Raw genomic sequence first — 20,623 nt, forward strand, 5'->3', positions numbered from 1 at the left:
TTGCAAAAATATATATTTCAAACGTTTTCGTAAAAATTTTTTTCAATGTTTTTTATTTATTTTTAAAAAATCAATAATTGAGTTAAAACGATGATAATTATTGAAATTATAAATATTATACTATAACTATTGTTACGAAAACGATGTATTTGACTGGTTTGTGTTAAGTAATAGTTAAAAAATAATTTTATGTTAGTGAGAATTTTATGTCAAAATGTGAAAAATGAATGCTAATTACCTAATAATGAGTTTTTCATAACTTTTTAATTGTTTTTTGTAGTATATTTAGTTGCTAACATTAAAATAATTAATATGAAAACACACCTACGCTTAATTTTTTACATTTTATTTATTTGTTTTGGAGTTACTGTGTCTAATGCACAGATAAATTACTCTCAGGGTTTTGAAGATTTTGATTCCGATTGGAACGGAGATTTTGAAGAAGACTGGTGGTATGTATGCTCAGGTGACGCAAACCTGTATGGTAATTTTTATGTTTATGATGGAGAAGATGCTTATCCGGCAGAGACTATTTCACCATCTATTGGGAATTCTAACGGACTTGAAGTTACCTTAAGTTATAGTTATAAATTATTAGACTGGGATACAGAGGGGGCATTACCTAACTCTCCTGCATGGGGGAGTTTCACGTTAGAGTATGGTTCGTCTGCTACAGGTCCCTGGACATTAGTAGAAACGGTTAACCCTTCAAATCACGTTGTTTCCGGTAGCTGTGCTACAAGAACAGTTACTTTTACACCACCTGCAGGAGAAGTATATTTAAGAATTTATGCTGAACCCGGAGCAGTGCCGGGGCCTGATGAATATATTGATGTTATAATTATAATAGATGATGTAACAGCAATTCAGGCTGATATGGAATGTACGGGTGCTCCTGCCGTAGTAGAAACTGTTTCTTCAATAGTTGAAGCATGCAGTACTGCTGATATTAGCCTATCGCTTTCTCCTGCTTATTCAGTTTCAGGATTAAGTTATCAGTGGCAATCATCTACTGATGGCGAAACATTTACTAATGTGGCTGAAGGAGGTGATATGTCAACTTATACAGCTACTCAAACACAGGATACATGGTATCGGGCAGTTGTTACCTGCGACAGTAGTGCCGAATTTACAGCCAGCACTCCTGTACAGGTTGTACAAACAGGTATGCCATGTTATTGCGATGTAGATTTTGATAGTGGTACAGAGCCTATAACTTATGTAGAATTTGCAGGTATAGAAAACTCATCCTCATTAGACACAAGTAGTCCGGGTATGGAAGACTTTACAGGTATGGCTCCCGGAGAAGTTTCTTTAGGGGAAGAGTATACTGTTGTTGTAGAGGGTAATACAAACGGGTCTTATGAAAACTACTTAACTGTTTTTATTGATTTTAATCATAACGGAAATCTTAATGATGAAGGAGAAAGTTTTGAAATAGGATTTTTAGATACTTCTACAGGTGAAGACGGACAGCAGGTTACCGGGACTATTGCAATCCCTGCAGATGCAATGACCGGAATAACTGTTATGAGAGTTTTTAAATCTTATGATGCTTATACTTCAGATCCTTGCTCAAGTGAAGATGGAGATGGTTACGGGCAAATTGAGGATTACTTACTTAATATTACATGTGATACCGAAGCACCTGTTGCTGATGTTGTACAGTATTTCTGTTCATCAGCCGTGGTAGCAGACCTAATGGCGGAAGGTGATACTGTAGTATGGTATAACGCTGCTGAAGATGGTGATATGCTTACTGAAACAGATGTTCTTGTTGATGGTGCTACTTATTATGCGGCACAAGTGCCTGATGGTGGTTGTGAAAGTGAAATGAGAACTGCTGTTATGGTTATGGTTACTGTTGTTTCTGCACCTACAGGTGTATCGGAACAATCATTTGATGTAGATCCGGATTTGTTAGTTTATCCAACTTTAGCTGAAATTGAAGTTACAGTTGAAGAAGGTGCTGTGGTTAACTGGTATGCTTCTGAAGAAGATGCTCTTGCTGGAGAAAATGCTCTTGCTGGAGATACTATTGTAGATGCTAATGCAACATATTATATAACACAAACTGTAGATGGTTGTGAAAGTGCGCCGTTTGCAGTAGGTGTAATTTTAGGAAACGAAAGTTTTGCTTTTGGAACATTTAAGTACTATCCTAACCCGGTAAGCAATGTGCTTAACATGTCTTACACTAATACTATTACTGGTATAGAGGTGTATAACCTGGTAGGGCAAAGGGTAATTGAGAAATCGTACACTCAAAATGAGGTACAGTTAGATATGTCTCAGTTAACAGCCGGTACTTATATGGTTAAAGTGATTACTGTAGACGCTTCATCTACCATTAAAGTGGTGAAGCAATAAATATAGTTGATTAATGTTTAAGGAGAAAGGGACGCTAATGCGTCCCTTTTGTATTTATTGTTTTATTAATTTAAATGTTTTGGTCTGTTCGCCCGATGTTATTTTAATAAAATATATACCTATACTCAAGCTACCTATATTAATTTCGGTTTGTCCGTTTATATAAATACTGTCATTGCTAACTGCCTGCCCAAGGTTATTGTATATGGTATATTCAGCATCAAGAGATTGTTTTGATGTGATATAAAGTTTGTCGCTTGTAGGGTTAGGGTATATACCTATTCCCTGTAAAGCAAAATCATTTAGATTAAGTTCTTCTGTAATAGTAAATCCAACAGATTCTCCAAAACCATAATCTCCGTTTGAAGCGATTTCAGTATTGTCATCTGTTGTAAGAGTGTAGTATCCGTTTCCTGATAAACAGCAAATACCGTCACCAAAAGCATCTTTAATAGTAAACAGGTAACACTCGTTGATGTTTACATTAAATAACTGCATAATGGCTCCCGGCATTTCATCGGTATCTTCGTAAGGTCCGCCACTATATAGTACATCACCTTCTCCGTTTTTAAGTTCCCAGCTTACTTCGCTTCCCCATATATCATTTTGAAGGGTTAGAGTTACACTTTCAGTTGCATAGCTTTGGTTGTCTGCAACAACAAAGTCTTTGTTTTTGGTGTCGTTAAATTCATAAACATCGGCATTACCATTAACTGTAGCAACATCGGCAAACAGGGTGTGAGAACCGGCAGTTGAATTTAACCCGGTTATGGTAACCTGTTCAGATTCACTTGTAGCCAGTTCACCTGTCCAGGTGTATGTTTGTACTGCTCCGTTATCAATAATGTAGCTTATGGTAGCTTCGGTCATTGTTGTGTTACCTATGTTGGTTAATGTTAGCTGAACACTAAACGGGCTCGAACATGCCATTTCTATATTGTCTATATTAAGAGAGCCGTCAAACTCAACATCTTCAGGGTAAACACAGCTGTTTGATGTTGCGAGTGACATGCGTCTTGGTGAATTTTCAAGTACGGTCCATACTCGTGTTTTCTGATCGTTAGTGAAAACATTTTTACACTCGTCCAGTGTGTAGTCCATGTGATTTTCAATCATGTCACTCTTTAAATCTTCTGTACAGGTGTCTACTTCTGCACAGGAGAAGTGAAGTCCAACTACAGGAGGGGTGTCTTCACAAAAATCAGTAGCATCACAACTGTCTTCATTTCCCCATATATGTATAAGTCCAAAAAAATGTCCTACCTCGTGAGTAGCGCTTCTGCCTTTATCACGCCCGAAAATATAATCACCTTCGTGGTAAAGGTCTTCGCTTCCCATGCATTGGTAAGAAAGGATAACTCCGTCAATTTCAGCAAACCCTTCAGAACCTTCAAGGCCTTCAAGACCTGATAGTTCCGGATAGTAAGCATAACCGCCAATACCACTCATTTCTCCTCCCATTTTGCAAACCCAGATATTAAGGTAGCGCTCAGGGTCCCACTGGGTTTCGGCTTTAAGTACTAAATCAATATCTTCAAAGTTGTCCCAGCTTGCCCTGCTAAGGTTTATGTGTTCTATACCTGTGGAGGGGCTTCCTCCAGGGTCTCTTTGTGCCAGACAAAACTCTATTTCCATATCGGCACCATCTGGATGATTGTTATAACCAGGTGTGTCCAGCATTTTCCTGAAGTCTTCGTTAAGTACCTGTATTTGTGAAATTACCTGGTCATCTGTTATGTTTTCATCGGTTCCTACAGCATCTCCGTTATGAATAACGTGTACAACAACAGGTAATGTGATTATTGTATTGGTGTTTTTTAGCTGAAAATTATTTTTTGAAGCTTCAATTTTAGCAGCCATATTAATTTCAAACTCCTCACGCGATTGCAGGGTAGGGTGGGTTTTCTTTAAGTAGTTTTGGTACTCGTCTGCTACACACGGTATGTGTCCGTTTGTGTCTGCCGGCAAGGTTTTACCAAAATAAGCTTTTTGCCTGTTTTTTTTATCCTGTGCATTTGTATTATGGCAAACGGCAAGCACAGCAAAACAGCATAAAGCAGCAGCATATTTTTTTATCATAGTTTAGTAGTTTTTAAATAGTTAAAGCAAAAATAAACTATGATGTTAAACTTTTAGCGTAAAAGTGAATTTTTATGATGAAAGATTTAATTTTTATGACAAAAACCTAAAAGTGCTGTTTGTTGATTTTCTTCCATTTTTTAGAAGATATAAAACCCATAGCCGGATAGAGAAATGCTGCTATTAAAAAAATATAGGGAACAGTGTGTCGTCCTTCAAGGTAAACAACATAAGATATTACCAGTAGTGCCGGGGCTTCTATAAAGTAGCATGATCTTCGGGCTTCTTTTGGTTTTATTCTAAGCGGACGCCATAATAGCAATGTTACCAAAACCAGAAGACCGAAACTAAGGAGTATAAAAGCAGGAAAGAAAATGTGTTTCGTTAGCTCATCATAACCTTTAATAAGTATTATGGCAGCTGTTAGAAAGTGAAGGAATGTTTCTGTTTTCCTGAGTACTTTTTTCTTCATGTTTTTGGTTTGTCCAAAATTAACTCAGGTGGTGTTTGATTAGTGTTATGTGAGGGTTGTATTTAAGTAAATAAAAAGCCCCTGTTAAAACAGAGGCTTCTGTTTATTTGGCGGGCAGACGGTTAAATAAGGAATCTAACCAGTTCGCCGCTTTTAGTAATCATTTCTACACGAACTCTTTCGTTAGCTTTTTTAGAAGAAAGAATTTTAGAAACGGTTTCAATGTCTTTTGCTTTGTAGTTACCAATGCTTAAAATGATTCCGTCTTTAAGTTCGTTGTAGTAAGGCATAAGGCTTTCGTCATTAATTTCCTTAACCTTAACACCATAGTTTATTTTATACTGTTGTTTTTCGCCACTGCTTATATCTTCCAGCTCAAGGCCATTGTATTTAAAGGTGTTAATGTCGTTTTTAGAAAGCTTAACCGGAAGAGTAAGTAACTCCCCGTCACGGTGAACGCCTACATTAACCACATCATTAGGGCGTTTTGTGCCGATTGCGTTGTTTAAATCGGCAAAGCTGTTAATAGTGCGGTTATCTACCTCTACAATAATGTCGCCTTTTTTAAGTCCGGCCTTATCAGCGCCCGAATCTTTAATAACATCATTAATGTAAAAGCCCTGAGTTTCGCTAACGCCAAGCTCTTTTGAAGCATAGCTGTTCAGCTCACCACCTTTTACACCCAGCACACCACGTTGTACATTACCGTACTCCATAATATCTTCAATAATTTTACGTGTAATGTTTGAAGGTACTGCAAAAGAGTACCCTACATACGATCCTGTCATTGACGAGATCATGGTGTTGATACCTACAAGTTCCCCTCTGGTATTTACCAGTGCACCGCCACTGTTACCCGGGTTTACGGCAGCATCGGTTTGAATAAATGACTGTATGCCATCGTTACTAAGGTTACGTGCCTTAGCCGAAACAATACCGGCAGTAACGGTAGAGGTAAGGTTGTAAGGGTTACCTACAGCCAATACCCATTCGCCCACCTTAATATCATCTGAATTACCGAAAGTGGCAAACGGCAGTTTTTCTTCGGAATCAATTTTAAGTAGGGCAATATCCATATTAGAGTCGGTTCCTACTAGTTTGGCTTTGTACGATTTGTTGTTGTTTAGTGTTACCTCCAGTTCGCTGGCGTTTTGAACCACGTGGTTATTGGTAACAATATAGCCGTCTTCGGTAATAATAACGCCCGATCCTGTGCCTACCTGTGGTTGTGCTTCTCTTTGATCGTAGCCAAAGAAATAACTATAGGGGTTAGACGGAGCTTTGCTGTAAGAAACGTTCTTAACGTGAACAACGGTGTGTACAGCTTTTTCTGCCGCAGCGGTAAAGTCGCCTGTTTCCGGCAGGTAGTTAACATTTTTAGCAAAATTTGTTTGCGAAGGAGCTACAGATAATTCAGAACCAACCGGTGTATTTTCTTCAAATACCAGTTTGTAAGCTCCTAAGGTCATGGCACCGCTTAAAAGTGCCACAAGGAATAAACCTGAAATTCTTTTCATAATCCTTAACAGTTTTTTTAATTTTTGTGGTAAAAATTTATTGTGTTATATAAGCGAGAATCAGCCTTTCGTGTTGTCGTTAATATTCGTATTTTTGTCAAAACACCTGTAAAAATGCAATACACCTTTTACAAATACCAAGGGACCGGTAACGACTTTGTGATGATTGATAATCGCAATAATTTATTTCCCAAAAATGATACCAAACTCGTTGCCAGACTATGCGACCGCAAATTTGGCATTGGTGCCGATGGTCTCATTTTACTAGAGAACGATAAAGATGTTGATTTTCGTATGGTGTATTATAACTCCGACGGAAATGAAAGCTCTATGTGCGGTAATGGCGGAAGGTGTCTGGTAGCATTTGCAAAGATGCTGGGTGTAATTGACGATGAAACTAATTTTATAGCGACCGATGGTCTGCATTATGCAACGGTGAATGATGAAGGTATTGTTTCGTTGCAAATGAAGGATGTTAATTCGGTGTCGGTATATGAGCATTATGTATTTATGGATACAGGATCACCACACCATGTGGAAATTGTGGAAGGGCTTGACGCTTTTGATGTGAAGAAAGTAGGTTCATCCATTCGTTACAGCGGACTTTATGGTGATAAGGGATCTAATGTAAACTTTGTTAGTCCGGCCGGAGAAAACACTTTTGATGTTCGTACTTACGAAAGGGGAGTGGAAGATGAAACACTTTCGTGCGGAACCGGAGTAACAGCAGTAGCAATAGCCATGAATGTAACCGGAAAAACAAGTGCAAATGAAGTAACTCTTAATACCGAAGGCGGTGAGCTTAAGGTTTCGTTTAAACATGTGGGAGATCATTTTAGTGATGTGTTCCTTACAGGGCCTGCAACATTTGTATTTAAAGGAGAGATAGAATGGTAACACTTCAGGGAGATACGGTATTTTTAAGGGCTCTCGAACCAGAGGACCTTGAGTTTATATACAGTATTGAGAATGATGAGGAAATATGGGAAGTAAGCAATACCCAAACACCATACAGTCGTTTTTTAATACGACAGTATCTTGAAAATGCCCATCAGGACATTTATGAGGCTAAACAGTTAAGGCTTGCAATTTGTGAGAAAGACGGCTTTACAGCTTTGGGGCTTATAGATTTGTTTGATTTTGATCCGGTAAACCAAAGGGCGGGTATTGGTATTATAATACGCGATGCCGAAAACCGAAACAAAGGCGTAGGTAAGGAAGCTTTAGGCTTACTTATTAACTATGCATTCAGTAAATTACAACTGCATCAGTTGTATGCAAATATTGGTACAGATAATACGGCAAGTATTTCTCTTTTTACTAATTTTGGCTTCAAACAGATAGGGGTTAAAAAAGACTGGAACAAAATACATGGCCAGTATAAGGACGAAGCTCTTTATCAGTTAATAAACAACAAACAATAATAAGCTATTTAAATTGAAACTAAGAAAAATAATAGGGATATTCTCCCTTGTGGCTGTTACTGCTGCCAGTATATATGCCTATTCTATTTACAAGGATATTTTTTCGCCTAATACTGCTTTTTCTGAAAACAGCGTAGCGATATATGTGCCAACCAATTCTACTTATGAAGAAGTTGAAGCGCTTGTAAAGCCTTATATTGAAGATATGGAGCGCTTTAGGATGGTGGCCGAAAAAAAATCGTATGTAAGGAATGTTAGAGCCGGTAAGTTTTTCTTTAGAAGAGGAATGAACAGTAATGAGATAATAAACTCATTACGCCAGCCAGTTCCTGTAAAACTGTCGTTTAACAACCAGGAAACACTTTCTGATGTGGTAGGAAGGATAGCACAACAAATAGAGCCAGACAGCCTTTCTTTATACACTGCTTTTACCGATAAGAAGTTTTTAGCGGATAACGGTTTTAATGAAGACAATGCGTTAAGTATGTTTATTCCTAATACTTATGAATTCTTTTGGGATGTTAGCCCGGGCAAGTTTCGCGAAAGGATGGCAAAAGAATACAGGAAGTTTTGGAATAAAGATAGGCTTGCAAAAGCAGAGGCTTTAGGGCTTACACCACTGGAAGTTTCGGCACTGGCATCTATAGTGCACAAGGAAACTGTAAAGGTAGATGAAAGACCAAGAGTGGCGGGAGTTTACCTTAACAGACTGAAAAAAGGAATGAAACTGGAGGCCGATCCTACGGTTATCTATGCAGTAAAAAGAGAATCAGGCGATTATGAGCAGGTAATTAAACGTGTGTATTTTAAACACCTTGAAACGGACTCGCCATACAATACCTATATGTATGCCGGTATACCACCGGGACCTATTGCTATGCCCGATATATCTGCCATAGATGCAGTGCTTAACCCAGAGCAGCATAATTACATTTATTTTTGTGCCAGTGTAACTAATTTTGGTTATCATGAGTTTGCCGTTACAGGGGCTCAACATGCTAAAAACAGGCAAAAATATGTAGCATGGGTAAATAAAATGGGAATTAAATAACGATACATTTACCGATTTTAAAGCATAAAACCCCGAAAGCAATAAAACGTTTTCGGGGTTAATTATTATTAATAAATCAAAAAAATATTCTCTTAAGAGCAGTTTGGTGTGGTTTTTCCGCAACACCAGTGTTTGCAGGTGTTACAGAAAATTCTGTCTTAATCAAACCTGCTAATCTAGTGTTAAATTTAAAGCGAAGAGTTAAATTATTGTAAATCAATCTAATAATTTTTGTTATCTTTGCCGGCGAGAAATTTCACGGGGTGACAGGCTGTGAGAAATCAACATTTATGATAAAAAAATGGAGTTATTTTTTAGGGTTATCCCTTTTTATTGCAGTAGTAAGTTCTGGATTCAAAACTAACGATGCAAAACAATTTGGCAGAATAGAAGGTTTTCACCTTGCCGAAGATGAAATTACTAACTATACCGTGCCAACGGTTGATGAGACAGCCAAAATAAGTTATAACTTTCCGTTTACAGGGAAGTCGTACATTGGCTTTAAACAGGCGATAGCCATTAAAGAGTCGCAAGGACTTTATAAATTAGTAAATCCTTACGGCTATATGGGAAAATACCAGTTTGGTAAAAGTGCCCTTAGAGCTGTAGGAATAAAAGACGCTAAAAAGTTCTTGAACAGCCCCCAACTACAGGAACGAGCTTTTAAAGCATTGCTTTCTAAAAATAAGTGGGAGTTGAGAAAAGAGATTAAACGTTACGAAGGAAAAGTAATCAACGGGGTTAAAATTACCGAATCAGGATTACTTGCCGCAGCTCACTTAGGAGGAGCGGGATCGGTTAAAAAATACCTTAGAAGTAACGGTACACAAGGTTTTAAAGATGGTTTTGGAACTTCGTTAAGAAGCTACATGAAAAAGTTTGGAGGTTATGATACCTCAAACATCATTGCAAATCCAAACCCTAAAGTAAAACTGGATTAAGAAGTAAAATTACACCACACAAAGCTCTGAGTTATCAGAGCTTTTTTTTTGCAACTCACTTATTAAATCGTTAGTTCTTTTAATCTTGTTACTCTGTTCGTTTAGCATGGAGTTGATTTTGTTTATTACTCTCCTGTTGTTACATCTTCTTATTTTATGTAATAAGGGTTTTGAAAGGTTGTGGGAATATTCTTTTTTCATTTGGTGCAGGTACTCACCACAGCTAATGCCGGGAAGTATTGGCTCTTCAATAGCGTCATGCGTAAGTATGTAATCGCTTAAGGAATCCTGTACTTTAAGAAAAGTGTTTTGGGTTTTCCTGTATTTATTGAGCAGTTCAAGTCTTTCCTCTCTATACATCGGTATTTTATTTATGATGTATATGAGGAAAATCATTAGGAGCAGAGCTCCTGCTACTATTTCAAGTGGGGTGTTCATATAACTTACTGGTTAGCAATGGCTAATATAGTGAAACATTTTTTTTTAAGGAAAAATTAATATTTAAATTTCAGATATTTTTTTAAAAAGTAAAATAATTGCTCAAAATAATATCATTATTCTATGATATAGTCGGTATTTTTGGAAAAAAATAAAAGTAATAATTTTACACTTAAAACAAGACTAAACTTATATATAATTTCTTACAAATGAAACACTTTGACGTTGTAGTAATAGGTAGTGGGCCTGCCGGAGCCGGAGCTGCATTTAAACTGGCAGAAAACGGATTATCAGTAGCTATTATTGAAAAGGAAAAATTACCACGATATAAAACCTGCGGAGGAGGTTTTGTGTACAGAGGGCGTAAAATGCTGCCATTTGATATTAGTGAGGTGGTAGAAAAGGAGTTCTCTCAGGTAGATATTATAATTGGTGATGAATTTCATCTTATAACTAATAGAGATGAACCTGTTATTAGTATGGTAATGCGTGATGCCTTTGATGAGTTTCTTGTAAATAAAGTAACTGAAAAAGGAGGAGTGGTTATTGATGGTTGTAAGCTTACCGGGTTAAGAAATGAGGTTGATAAAGTTGTTTTATCTACAACAGGAGAAGAAATTAGTACACGTTTTGTTATAGCTGCTGATGGTGCTTTGAGTCCTACAGCAAAAATGGCAGGATGGGATAAGGATACAAGGAAATTAATACCTGCACTGGAATATGAGGTTGAAGTTTCTGAAGCTGATTTTGAAAGACTGTCCAAAACAGTACGATTTGATATTGATGCTATTCCCGGAGGATATGCGTGGAGTTTTCCTAAAAAGAATCATTTGTCTATTGGTGTAGCTTCCAGTAAAAGAACAAAAATAAACCTTAAACAATGGTATCAGGATTATCTTGTAACATTAGGTATAGATCATGTAATTACAGAGTCTCAACACGGGTTCCAAATACCGGTATCACCACGAACAGATGGTTTTGTAAAGAATAATGTTTTCTTAGTAGGCGATGCTGCCGGTTTTGCAGATCCGGTTACGGCCGAAGGTATTTCCAATTCCATATACAGTGGGTTGCTTGCTGCCGAGGCCATAATAGAAAGCAAACAGGATGTTAAAGCGGCCGAAGGGCTTTATTTGGCAAAACTGAATGAGAAAATGTTACCTGAAATAAAAACGGGTTTAATGCTGTCTAAATTTTTATACAGTCAGCCTAAAATAAGAAATCTTTTCATGAAAAAATACGGACAAAGGTCATTTGAGGCTATGACTGATGTGTTTATGGGTAAAAGATCATACCCTACAGATATAATGCAGACTTTAAGCAGTAGGATTAAAGGAATGCTTTTTTCTTAAATAGCCTGCTTTTATTCTACAATAAGTAATAAATTGCAATAACCATTATTTATCTATGATATAAGTAATGGTTATTTTACTTTTAGCAAAAATGAACTACAATTAATGAGAAGAATAGCAGCTATCCTAAATCTCCATGAAGGGGAAGACAATAGGGAGAAAATCCTTGAGAGTGTTAAAAAGAGTATTGAGTTTAAGGGTGCAAATCTCTGGATTTTAGCCTGTGCTATTATTATAGCTTCGGTAGGGTTAAATGTAAACTCTACAGCCGTGGTAATTGGAGCCATGTTAATATCTCCGCTAATGGGTCCTATAGTAGGAGCCGGTTTTGCACTGGGAGTTTATGATTTTACGCTTTTAAAAAAATCACTACGAAACTTATTAAATGCTACCGCTGTAGGTTTGGTGTTTTCGGCTATATACTTTTTAATAACCCCTTTTAAAGATGGACAGTCGGAGCTTTTAGCAAGAACAGCACCTACCATTTACGATATTATAATAGCCTTTTTTGGTGGTTTGGTAGGGGTAATAGCGGTAACCAGGGTAGAGAAGGGTAATCCAATACCGGGTGTGGCAATAGCAACAGCATTAATGCCACCATTGTGTACGGCGGGCTATGGTATAGCAACTTTTCAGTGGTCATTTTTTCTGGGGGCTTTTTACTTGTACTGTATAAATTGTGTGTTTATTGGTATTGCTACTTTTTCCATTATCAAATATCTGAAGTATCAGCCTAAGAAACAGGTTGACGAAAAGCAGCAAAAAAGGGTGAAAGTTATGATATCTGTACTAACTTTTGTGATGCTTCTTCCGGCAAGTTATCTGGCTTACTCTTTGTATATGGAGCAGCAGTTTAAAAAGAGTATAGATAATTTTATTGAAAATGAATTTACCGATAGGGGATATACTGTTGTTTATAAAAATACAAAGTTCAATGCTACACCCAAAAGGCTTGAACTTGCATTTTTAGATAAAAGGTTTGAGAAGAAGGAGATAACAGGTTTGCAGGAAAGAATTGATAATAATAAATATATAAAAGGTACTCAGCTTATTATAAGGCAGGATAGTACCGATAGGTTTAATGTTTTGAAAGGGGATATTCTTAAACAGATTAAAAGCAATGAGAATGAGGTGAGTCAGAAGGATTTAAAAATAGTTCAGCTGGAAAAACAAATTGCCGCTAATACCTTTGATAACAAAAGGTTTTTAAGAGAAGCCAAATCGCTGTTTCCTAATATTAAATCATTTTCGGTTTCGCATCATGATATGGCTACTGCAAAAGACAGTATTGTAGGTATAACAGCAGTATTGTATGAAACACCGGAGGAGGACCTGAGTGATGAGGAGAAAGTAAAACTCAGAAACTGGTTAAATGAACGACTGTCGGTCAAGAATGTTGAGATATTTAGGAAGAAATAAAAAATAAAAAAGGAGAGTTTTAAAAACTCTCCTTTTTTATTTATGCCTGTTGAGGTATAGCCTCTTTCTTTTTCTTTTTACTGTAGAAGTTAAGTAATGCAAATCCTATTATACCAGAGCATACAGATGCTACCAATACGGCAAACTTAGCTTCGGTTTGCAGTGGTACGCTATCCTTAAATGATAGTAGGGCAATAAATATAGACATGGTGAAGCCAATACCTCCCAGCATTCCAAGTCCCAGTACATGTGTCCAGGTAGTTTTTTCAGGGAGTTCGGCAATCTTAGCCTTAACCGAAATGAATGACATAAGGAAAATACCTATTGGCTTACCTAAAAACAGTCCTAATACAATACCTAAACCTACATTGCCTGTAAGTCCTTCTACCATTCCGTCTACAAAAGTAATGTTGGTGTTAGCGATTGCAAAAATAGGCATGATTAAAAAGTTTACTGGTTTAGCCAGTGCATGCTCCAGTTTTTCAAGCGGAGATTCTTTATCATCAGGGGTAGTAGGTAGTGTTAATGCTGTAAGAACCCCTGCAATAGTTGCATGGATGCCTGAGTGGTGTATTAGGTACCACATTACCATACCCGGAATGATGTAAAAGAATATATTATTAAGTCGCATGCGGTTAAAACCTATCATTATAGCATAAACACCGGCTGCGTATATAAGATAGTCTAAATGTAAGTTAGAGGTGTAAAAAATAGCAATAACCAGAATAGCCATAAGATCATCTACAATTGCCAGTGCAGCAAGGAAAACTTTTAGTCCGCTAGGTACTTTATCTCCAAGTAACGAAACAATACCTAAAGCAAAAGCAATATCGGTAGCCATAGGTATACCCCATCCGTGAACAGCAGGAGTGCCAGCATTAAATAACGAATATATTGTTGCCGGTACAACTACACCACCAATGGCTGCGAGTACAGGTAATGATGCGTGTCGAATAGAAGAAAGTTCTCCCTCTATAATTTCCCTTTTGATCTCAAGTCCTACCAAAAGGAAGAATATAGCCATAAGTCCGTCGTTTATCCAGTGGATAACCGAGAAATCCAGGTCTATACTTTCAGTTTTAAATCCTACTACGGTGTGCAGGAATTTTTCAAAGCCCCAAGCTAAAGGGCTATTTGCTATTGCCAGTGATATTACTACACAAATAAGGAGGATAATACCCCCTCCTGATGAAGAATTAAAAAATTCTTTAAATGTTTTTAGGTTAATGAGTTTTGCCATATTGCAAAAATACAAAATCGTTGAATTTTGGCAGGTAATTTTAATGGCTTAAAAACTAATATTAACATTTTTTAACAGGAATAGTTTTTAATTGGCTTTTTAAAGAGTTATCTTGCGTTTTTTCTAATTTTAAACAAAAAAGAATGATAAAAATTCAAAAATATCATCCAAATGAATCTATGAATAATGAATTACAAAAAGAAGTTGTTAACTTTTTGTACAAAAGCCTAGAACAATATGGAGACCCTGAGGGTGATATTAACAAAGCAGTTAATTATGCTTTAAATAAGAATAATGATAAGGATAAAACCACAGGCGGACTAGTGCTTACAGCAAGGCTTGAAGAAAACAATGCTATAGTAGGCGCTGTGGTGATAAATGAAACCGGAATGGGCGGTTATATACCGGAAAATATTTTGGTATATATCGCAACAGATCCTAACCAGAGAGGTAAAGGTATTGGTAAGAAACTAATGCAGGAGGCCCTTGAATCCAGTAACGGAGATGTGGCATTGCATGTTGAACCCGATAATCCTGCGAAAAGACTTTATGAGAATCTTGGATTTACAAATAAGTATCTTGAAATGAGGTACAAAAAAACAATCTAATGGCTTTTATAACACTCGATACAAAAAAATTAAAAAAGAACTTTAACTACTTAAACTCGTTTTTTAAAGAAAACAACATATACTGGTCGGTTGTTACAAAAATACTATGTGGTAACAAAGACTATCTTACCGAACTTCTTAAAATGGGAATCAGTCAGTATTCTGATTCCAGAATAAGTAATCTTAAAACAATCAAGGCGATTGATAAGAATGTAGAGACTATTTACATTAAACCTCCTGCAAAAGGCGCTATTAAAGATGTGATAAAATATGCTGATATTAGTATGAATACTGATTTCAGGACTATTGAAATGCTTTCTAAAGAGGCTCAAAAACAAGGGGTTACTCATAAAATCATTATAATGATTGATTTGGGGGAACTGCGTGAAGGGGTAATGCGTGAAGACTTTGTAGATTTCTATTCGCAGGTTTTCCAAATGAAGAATATTGAGATCATAGGGCTTGGTACAAACCTGTCCTGCCTGTATGGGGTTCTTCCTAATAATGATAAACTTATTCAGTTAAGCCTTTACAAGCAATTGGTAGATATCAAGTTTAATGTGAACATTCCGTTTATTTCAGGGGGATCTTCGGTAACCATACCATTGGTTAAGCAAGGGCTTATTCCGGTAGGAATAAATCACTTCAGGGTAGGGGAAACCTTATTTATGGGGACAGATGTCTATAACGGCGAGAAGCTTGATAATATGGAGAATGATATCTTTAAGCTTTATGCCGAAGTTATCGAGCTGTATGAAAAACCGATGATTCCAAGTGGTGAAATGGGAACAAATCTTGAAGGGGATACTTTTGATTTTGACGAAAACAATCAGGGTAAGACCTCAATACGTGCCATTATAGACATAGGACTTCTGGATATAGATATGAAGCATCTTGATACTACTGATACCGATATTAAATATGCCGGTGCTACATCTGATATGGTGGTACTTGATTTAGGAGAAAATCCTAAAGGGTATAAAGTAGGAGATTTAGTAGAGTTCACTATGGACTACATGGGTATAGTGCGCATAATGAACTCTAAGTATATTGAAAAACGTATTGTTTAATTTTGGATATCGGTCACTACTTTGTAAGTAGGATCTTCTATAATATTTACATCGATAACGGCTTCGGCATTTTTTAATAGTCTTTTACAGTCTTCACTAAGGTGTCTTAAATGAACGGTTTTTCCTGCTTCATGATACTTTTTAGTAATACCGTTAAGGGCTTCTATTGCCGACATGTCTGACACTCGACTTTCCTTAAAGTCGATAATAACTTCCTGCGGATCAGTATCTATATTAAACTTTTCAGCAAATACGGTTGTAGAACCAAAGAAAAGCGGTCCGTAAATTTCATAATGTTTAATGCCATTTTCATCTATATAGTGCCTTGCGCGTATGCGCTTGGCACTTTCCCATGCAAATACCAGCGCCGATATTATCACTCCTATCAATACGGCAAGCGCAAGATTGTGCATAAAAATGGTAATAAGAGCTACCAGTATACCTGTAATTATGTCTGATTTAGGCATTTTGTTTATAATGCTAAAGCTTGCCCATTCAAAAGTACCTATGGCTACCATAATCATTACCCCGGTAAGTGCTGCCATTGGTAATTTCCCAATAACAGGTGCGCCAACAAGTATAATAACTAGTATGGTTAATGATGCTATAATTCCTGATAATCGGGCTCTGGATCCTGCCGAAAGATTAACCAGTGTTTGAGCAATCATTGGGCATCCCCCCATCCCGAAAAAGAATCCGTTTGTAATATTAGCTGCTCCCTGTGCTAAACATTCCCTGTTGCTGTTTCCTCTTGTTTTAGTAATTTCATCTACCAGATTAAGGGTAAGTAAACCTTCGGTAAGTCCTACGGCTGCCATTATAAGTGAGTAAGGGAAAATTATTTTTAAGGCTTCAAAAGTAAATGGTATTTCCGGTATGTGGAATGGAGGGAAACCACCCTGAACAGATGCGATATCCTCAACAGTTTTTGTTTCAATACCAAAACCTATAACTACTAAAAACACCACTATAATAGCAGCAAGAGATGCCGGCACAGCTTTAGTGATTTTAGGGAACAGTACCACTACAGCAATGGTAAGCGCTACTAGCGCACCCATAATAAAGAGTGGAGTTCCGTTAAGCCAGCTTTCACCGTTTTTAAACTGCTCCAGCTGTGACATGAAAATGATAACAGCAAGTCCGTTTACAAAACCATACATAACAGGTTGTGGTACCAGTCGTATAAATTTTCCTAATTTAAAAAGTCCTACTGCTATCTGTAAAACACCGGCAAGAGCAACAGCTCCAAAAACATATTCAATGCCGTGCGACTGCATAAGGGCGATAAGTACGACTACTGTTGCACCTGCACCACCTGATACGAGCCCCGGGCGTCCGCCAAAAATCGATGTGATAAACCCCATAATGAAGGCAGCATACAGCCCTACAAGAGGAGGGAAACCTGCCAGTATCGCAAACGAAAGCGATTCGGGTATCATGGTCATGGCAACGGTAAGTCCGGCAAGGATTTCGTTTTTATAATTTACTTTTTGGGAAAAATCAAACAGGTTGAAAACTTTGTTCATTATAAAAGTGTTGTATTTTAATAGATTAGCGTAGGCTGCTGTTTTAAAAGGCGCAAAAATAGGGCTTTTTTTATAAACCGTTTTTATGGGGTAGCATTGCAGGTTTTCTTAATAAAAAATTAACATTTAAATTGTATTTGTAATTCTTTTTATCGTAATATTGCAATATATAAATATAATAATATGGGAGCTACTAAATCAGATCAGTTTACAAAGGGGCAAAATGACCTTGCTTCTTTGGCAAAAGCTTTAGGGCATCCGGCACGTATTGCTATTATAGAATACCTGTTAAAGGTTGATTCCTGTATATGCGGGGATATAGTGGGAGTGTTGCCATTGGCACAGCCAACGGTATCTCAGCATTTAAAAGAACTCAAAAATGCCGGACTTATAAAGGGGAATATTGAAGGGACGGCAATTTGCTACTGTATAGATGAGGAAGGATTTGAGAAAATAAAATCTTTTTTTGATCATATTACAGTATCGCTTTCTAAAAAGAAATTTGATTGTTGTTAATTAAAATGAATTGAATATGAAGTTGTCTGAAATCAAAACAATACTGGAAACAGTAGAAACGGTAAATTTTCGTTTGCCGGACGGGAGCTATGTGCCCGAACATTTTCATGTAACAGAAGTGGGAGTTGTAACCTACAATTTTATAGACTGTGGCGGAACGGTAAGGAAAGAGGTTGTGGCTAATTTCCAGTTATGGGATGCTAACGATTTTGAGCATAGGTTAAAACCGAAGAAGTTGCGTAATATTATAGCATTGTCTGAACGTGTACTGGGTATGGAGGATAGTGTGATTGAGGTGGAGTATCAGGGAGTGACTATTAATAAGTACGGACTTGATTTTGACGGAAAGGACTTCCTTCTTACTGTTAAAAATACGGCCTGCCTTGCTGAGGATGCCTGTGGTATTACCGAAACGAAAAAAGAAGCAGGGGTTAAAAATGAGCAGTCCTGCTGTACACCAGGAGGAGGTTGCTGTTAATTAATAAAATAAGATGACAAAAATTTTAGTATTGTGTACGGGTAATAGCTGCCGTAGCCAAATGGCGCATGGTTATTTAAAGCATTTTGGCGAACGAAGGGCTGAGATTTACAGTGCCGGTGTTGAAACTCACGGTGTTAACCCAAAGGCTATTGCTTTTATGAAGGAAGATGGTATTGATATTTCAGGACATACTTCTAATAATGTAAACGAATACAGTGATGTAGATTTTGATTTTATAATCACGGTTTGTGATAATGCTAAGGAGAACTGTCCATTTTTCCCGTCTAAAGCACAGCGTTTTCACTATAATTTCCCTGATCCGTCAAAATATGAGGGAACTGAAGAGGAGATAGCTGCCGAGTTCAGGAGAGTGCGAGGTATGATTAAAACTTACTGCGAAGATTTTATAAATATGATGGTAATATAAAGGGTAATATTTTCTGTCCTTTGCCGGTAAACTTTTTATGTGTCGTTTAGGGTTTGCATTAGGTGGAGGCAGGAAATATTGCTCTGTAATATTTTATATATGAGTGTTAATAATTGTGCTCCGGCTGCCGAAAGGAAAAAGCTGGGCTTTTTAGACCGTTACCTTACACTTTGGATTTTTATTGCAATGGCTCTTGGTGTGGCTATAGGTTACTTTTCTCCTAATGCCGAGAGTCTTATCAATTCGTTTTCAAGCGGTACAACAAATATTCCGCTTGCAGTGGGGTTAATTGTTATGATGTACCCACCATTGGCTAAGGTGAAATATGAAAATATAGGTAAAGTTTTCAGGAATACCAAAGTGCTTGGTGCATCACTTTTACTCAACTGGGTAATTGGGCCTATAGTAATGTTTGTGCTGGCAATTTTATTTTTAAAAGGCTATCCGGAATATATGTCGGGGCTTATTTTAATAGGTATTGCACGTTGTATTGCTATGGTAATGGTTTGGAACGAACTTGCCGAAGGTAACAGGGAGTATGCTGCCGGGCTTGTGGCTTTAAACAGTATTTTTCAGGTGCTATTGTATAGTGTGTATGCTTATGTGTTCATTACGCTTTTACCTCCGCTGTTTGGTATAACAGGGCTTGAGGTTGCAGTAACTATGGGTGATATAGCAGAGAGTGTGGCCATATATTTGGGTATTCCGTTTGTGGCAGGTATAGCATCGCGCTATATATTAATTAAACTGAAGGGTGAAGAGTGGTTCAATACTAAATACATTCCTTTTATTTCTCCGTTTACCCTTATAGCTCTATTGTTTACTATAGTGGTAATGTTTAGTCTTAAAGGTAAGCTTATTGTTGAAATCCCAATGGATGTATTGCGAATAGCAATACCGTTATCCATATATTTTGTAATAATGTTTGTGGTTAGCTTTTTTGTAGCTAAAAAAACAGGAGCAGACTACAGTCAGTCGGCGGCCATATCATTTACGGCAGCGGGTAATAACTTTGAGTTGACTATAGCAGTAGCGATTGGAGTATTTGGAATAAACAGCGGTCAGGCTTTTGCAGGTGTTATTGGTCCTTTGGTAGAAGTGCCTGCTCTTATAGCATTGGTTAACTTAGCTTTTTGGATAAAGAAAAAATATTTTGGAGTTTCTGCGTTAGATAAATAAGTTTATTTTTATGATAAAGTACCTTGCTTATGGAGAAACCCGAATTTCCGCTAGTTGATATATACGACTCTCATCATGTGGACCTCATTCCGGAAGAGGAGAATTTAAAAAAAGCTCCGGCTACAGAACTGCTTATAAAAGATAACCACTCCCTATTGTATGATAAAGATGGTAAGAAGTGGCGCTATTTCCTAAGGTCAGAGTTTTTTGAAGATACACTGGTAAACAGGGCAGTGGCGCATACCTTATACAATCCGGACTTTGAGGTGGAGCCTGTTTGGGAATATGCGGGTGAATATCATATTGAAGATCTTAAAGATGAGGTTTCAAGATGTATAGATTATGATGAAGGTATAATTACCCAATACGAGAATGCTGATATTATCCAAAAGGAAATAAGCATCTGTTTCTCGTTTGAAGATGTAGTTGCGGTTCTAAATAAATATGTTTTTGATGTTGATGAGGAATTAATCCTTTCCGAACAAAAACGAAGGGAAGAAAACGACTATTAGT

General features: G+C 37.2%; 20 protein-coding genes. 14 read left to right on the forward strand and 6 right to left on the reverse strand.

Going from position 1 to position 20,623, the window contains the following annotated elements; translation table 11 throughout:
* Positions 1-312 precede the first annotated feature (312 nt).
* Positions 313-2,370 carry a T9SS type A sorting domain-containing protein gene (locus tag V3Z67_RS07845; protein WP_330442779.1) on the forward strand — a complete coding sequence of 686 codons (2,058 nt, stop codon included), beginning with the start codon at positions 313-315 and terminating at the stop codon, positions 2,368-2,370.
* Between the two features lie 54 nt (positions 2,371-2,424).
* Here the strand turns inward: V3Z67_RS07845 and V3Z67_RS07850 are convergent, their stop codons facing one another.
* From V3Z67_RS07850 to V3Z67_RS07860, 3 genes are all read right to left on the reverse strand, one after another.
* Positions 2,425-4,449: a T9SS type A sorting domain-containing protein gene (locus V3Z67_RS07850; RefSeq protein WP_330442780.1), complete on the reverse strand. Its 2,025-nt coding sequence runs from the start codon at positions 4,447-4,449 to the stop codon at positions 2,425-2,427.
* A 106-nt stretch (positions 4,450-4,555) separates the two neighbouring features.
* A complete protein-coding gene (locus tag V3Z67_RS07855) occupies positions 4,556-4,921 on the reverse strand; it encodes a hypothetical protein (RefSeq protein ID WP_330442781.1) in 366 nt (121 codons plus the stop codon).
* 122 nt (positions 4,922-5,043) lie between these two features.
* Positions 5,044-6,438: a Do family serine endopeptidase gene (locus V3Z67_RS07860; protein ID WP_330442782.1), complete on the reverse strand. Its 1,395-nt coding sequence runs from the start codon at positions 6,436-6,438 to the stop codon at positions 5,044-5,046.
* A gap of 114 nt (positions 6,439-6,552) precedes the next feature.
* On the opposite strand from V3Z67_RS07860, the gene dapF reads away from it, so the two are divergent.
* The 4 genes from dapF to V3Z67_RS07880 all read left to right on the forward strand — a co-directional run bounded on the left by dapF (position 6,553) and on the right by V3Z67_RS07880 (position 9,854).
* Positions 6,553-7,335 carry a diaminopimelate epimerase gene (gene dapF, locus V3Z67_RS07865; protein ID WP_330442783.1) on the forward strand — a complete coding sequence of 261 codons (783 nt, stop codon included), beginning with the start codon at positions 6,553-6,555 and terminating at the stop codon, positions 7,333-7,335.
* A complete protein-coding gene (locus V3Z67_RS07870; protein ID WP_330442784.1) occupies positions 7,329-7,862 on the forward strand; it encodes a GNAT family N-acetyltransferase in 534 nt (177 codons plus the stop codon). The genes dapF and V3Z67_RS07870 overlap by 7 nt, the downstream gene beginning before the upstream one ends.
* A gap of 13 nt (positions 7,863-7,875) precedes the next feature.
* A complete protein-coding gene (gene mltG, locus V3Z67_RS07875; protein ID WP_330442785.1) occupies positions 7,876-8,913 on the forward strand; it encodes an endolytic transglycosylase MltG in 1,038 nt (345 codons plus the stop codon).
* 290 nt (positions 8,914-9,203) lie between these two features.
* Positions 9,204-9,854, forward strand: a complete 651-nt coding sequence (locus V3Z67_RS07880) for a peptidoglycan-binding protein LysM (RefSeq protein WP_330122739.1) — start codon at positions 9,204-9,206, stop codon at positions 9,852-9,854.
* A gap of 9 nt (positions 9,855-9,863) precedes the next feature.
* Here the strand turns inward: V3Z67_RS07880 and V3Z67_RS07885 are convergent, their stop codons facing one another.
* The gene (locus V3Z67_RS07885) at positions 9,864-10,292 is read right to left on the reverse strand and encodes a hypothetical protein (protein ID WP_330442786.1); all 429 of its coding nucleotides are present in this window, start codon (positions 10,290-10,292) and stop codon (positions 9,864-9,866) included.
* 209 nt (positions 10,293-10,501) lie between these two features.
* Between V3Z67_RS07885 and V3Z67_RS07890 the strand changes: the two genes are divergently transcribed.
* Positions 10,502-11,644: an NAD(P)/FAD-dependent oxidoreductase gene (locus V3Z67_RS07890; RefSeq protein ID WP_330442787.1), complete on the forward strand. Its 1,143-nt coding sequence runs from the start codon at positions 10,502-10,504 to the stop codon at positions 11,642-11,644.
* 105 nt (positions 11,645-11,749) lie between these two features.
* Positions 11,750-13,063: a TIGR00341 family protein gene (locus tag V3Z67_RS07895; RefSeq protein ID WP_330442788.1), complete on the forward strand. Its 1,314-nt coding sequence runs from the start codon at positions 11,750-11,752 to the stop codon at positions 13,061-13,063.
* Positions 13,064-13,103: 40 nt separating this feature from the next.
* Here V3Z67_RS07895 and nhaA read toward each other — a convergent pair whose 3' ends face one another.
* Positions 13,104-14,303, reverse strand: coding sequence for a Na+/H+ antiporter NhaA (nhaA, locus tag V3Z67_RS07900; RefSeq protein ID WP_330442789.1), 1,200 nt, complete (start codon positions 14,301-14,303; stop codon positions 13,104-13,106).
* 143 nt (positions 14,304-14,446) lie between these two features.
* Here nhaA and V3Z67_RS07905 point away from each other — a divergent pair, with 143 nt between their 5' ends.
* The gene (locus tag V3Z67_RS07905) at positions 14,447-14,911 is read left to right on the forward strand and encodes a GNAT family N-acetyltransferase (protein ID WP_330442790.1); all 465 of its coding nucleotides are present in this window, start codon (positions 14,447-14,449) and stop codon (positions 14,909-14,911) included.
* Positions 14,911-15,981 (forward strand): alanine racemase, encoded by a 1,071-nt coding sequence (locus V3Z67_RS07910; protein WP_330442791.1) that lies wholly within the window; start codon positions 14,911-14,913, stop codon positions 15,979-15,981. Before V3Z67_RS07905 ends, V3Z67_RS07910 begins: the two co-directional genes overlap by 1 nt.
* Here the strand turns inward: V3Z67_RS07910 and V3Z67_RS07915 are convergent.
* On the reverse strand, positions 15,978-17,507 hold the full coding sequence (locus V3Z67_RS07915; RefSeq protein WP_330442792.1) for a SulP family inorganic anion transporter: 1,530 nt from the start codon (positions 17,505-17,507) through the stop codon (positions 15,978-15,980). The two genes, V3Z67_RS07910 and V3Z67_RS07915, sit on opposite strands and share 4 nt — an antisense overlap.
* Before the next feature lie 183 nt (positions 17,508-17,690).
* On the opposite strand from V3Z67_RS07915, the gene V3Z67_RS07920 reads away from it, so the two are divergent.
* The 5 genes from V3Z67_RS07920 (at position 17,691) to V3Z67_RS07940 (ending at position 20,622) form a co-directional block, all read left to right on the forward strand.
* A complete protein-coding gene (locus V3Z67_RS07920; RefSeq protein ID WP_035132326.1) occupies positions 17,691-18,023 on the forward strand; it encodes an ArsR/SmtB family transcription factor in 333 nt (110 codons plus the stop codon).
* Between the two features lie 16 nt (positions 18,024-18,039).
* A complete protein-coding gene (locus tag V3Z67_RS07925; RefSeq protein WP_330442793.1) occupies positions 18,040-18,501 on the forward strand; it encodes a DUF6428 family protein in 462 nt (153 codons plus the stop codon).
* A gap of 13 nt (positions 18,502-18,514) precedes the next feature.
* Entirely contained in the window at positions 18,515-18,931 is a 417-nt protein-coding gene (locus V3Z67_RS07930; protein WP_330442794.1) for an arsenate reductase ArsC, read from the forward strand.
* A gap of 99 nt (positions 18,932-19,030) precedes the next feature.
* Positions 19,031-20,110, forward strand: coding sequence for an ACR3 family arsenite efflux transporter (arsB, locus tag V3Z67_RS07935; protein ID WP_330442795.1), 1,080 nt, complete (start codon positions 19,031-19,033; stop codon positions 20,108-20,110).
* Positions 20,111-20,139: 29 nt separating this feature from the next.
* Positions 20,140-20,622, forward strand: a complete 483-nt coding sequence (locus V3Z67_RS07940; RefSeq protein ID WP_330442796.1) for a hypothetical protein — start codon at positions 20,140-20,142, stop codon at positions 20,620-20,622.
* Position 20,623: the final 1 nt, after the last annotated feature.

The organism is Flavobacterium sp. C4GT6, assembly GCF_036347315.1.
Taxonomy (GTDB): Bacteria; Bacteroidota; Bacteroidia; order Flavobacteriales; family Flavobacteriaceae; genus Flavobacterium.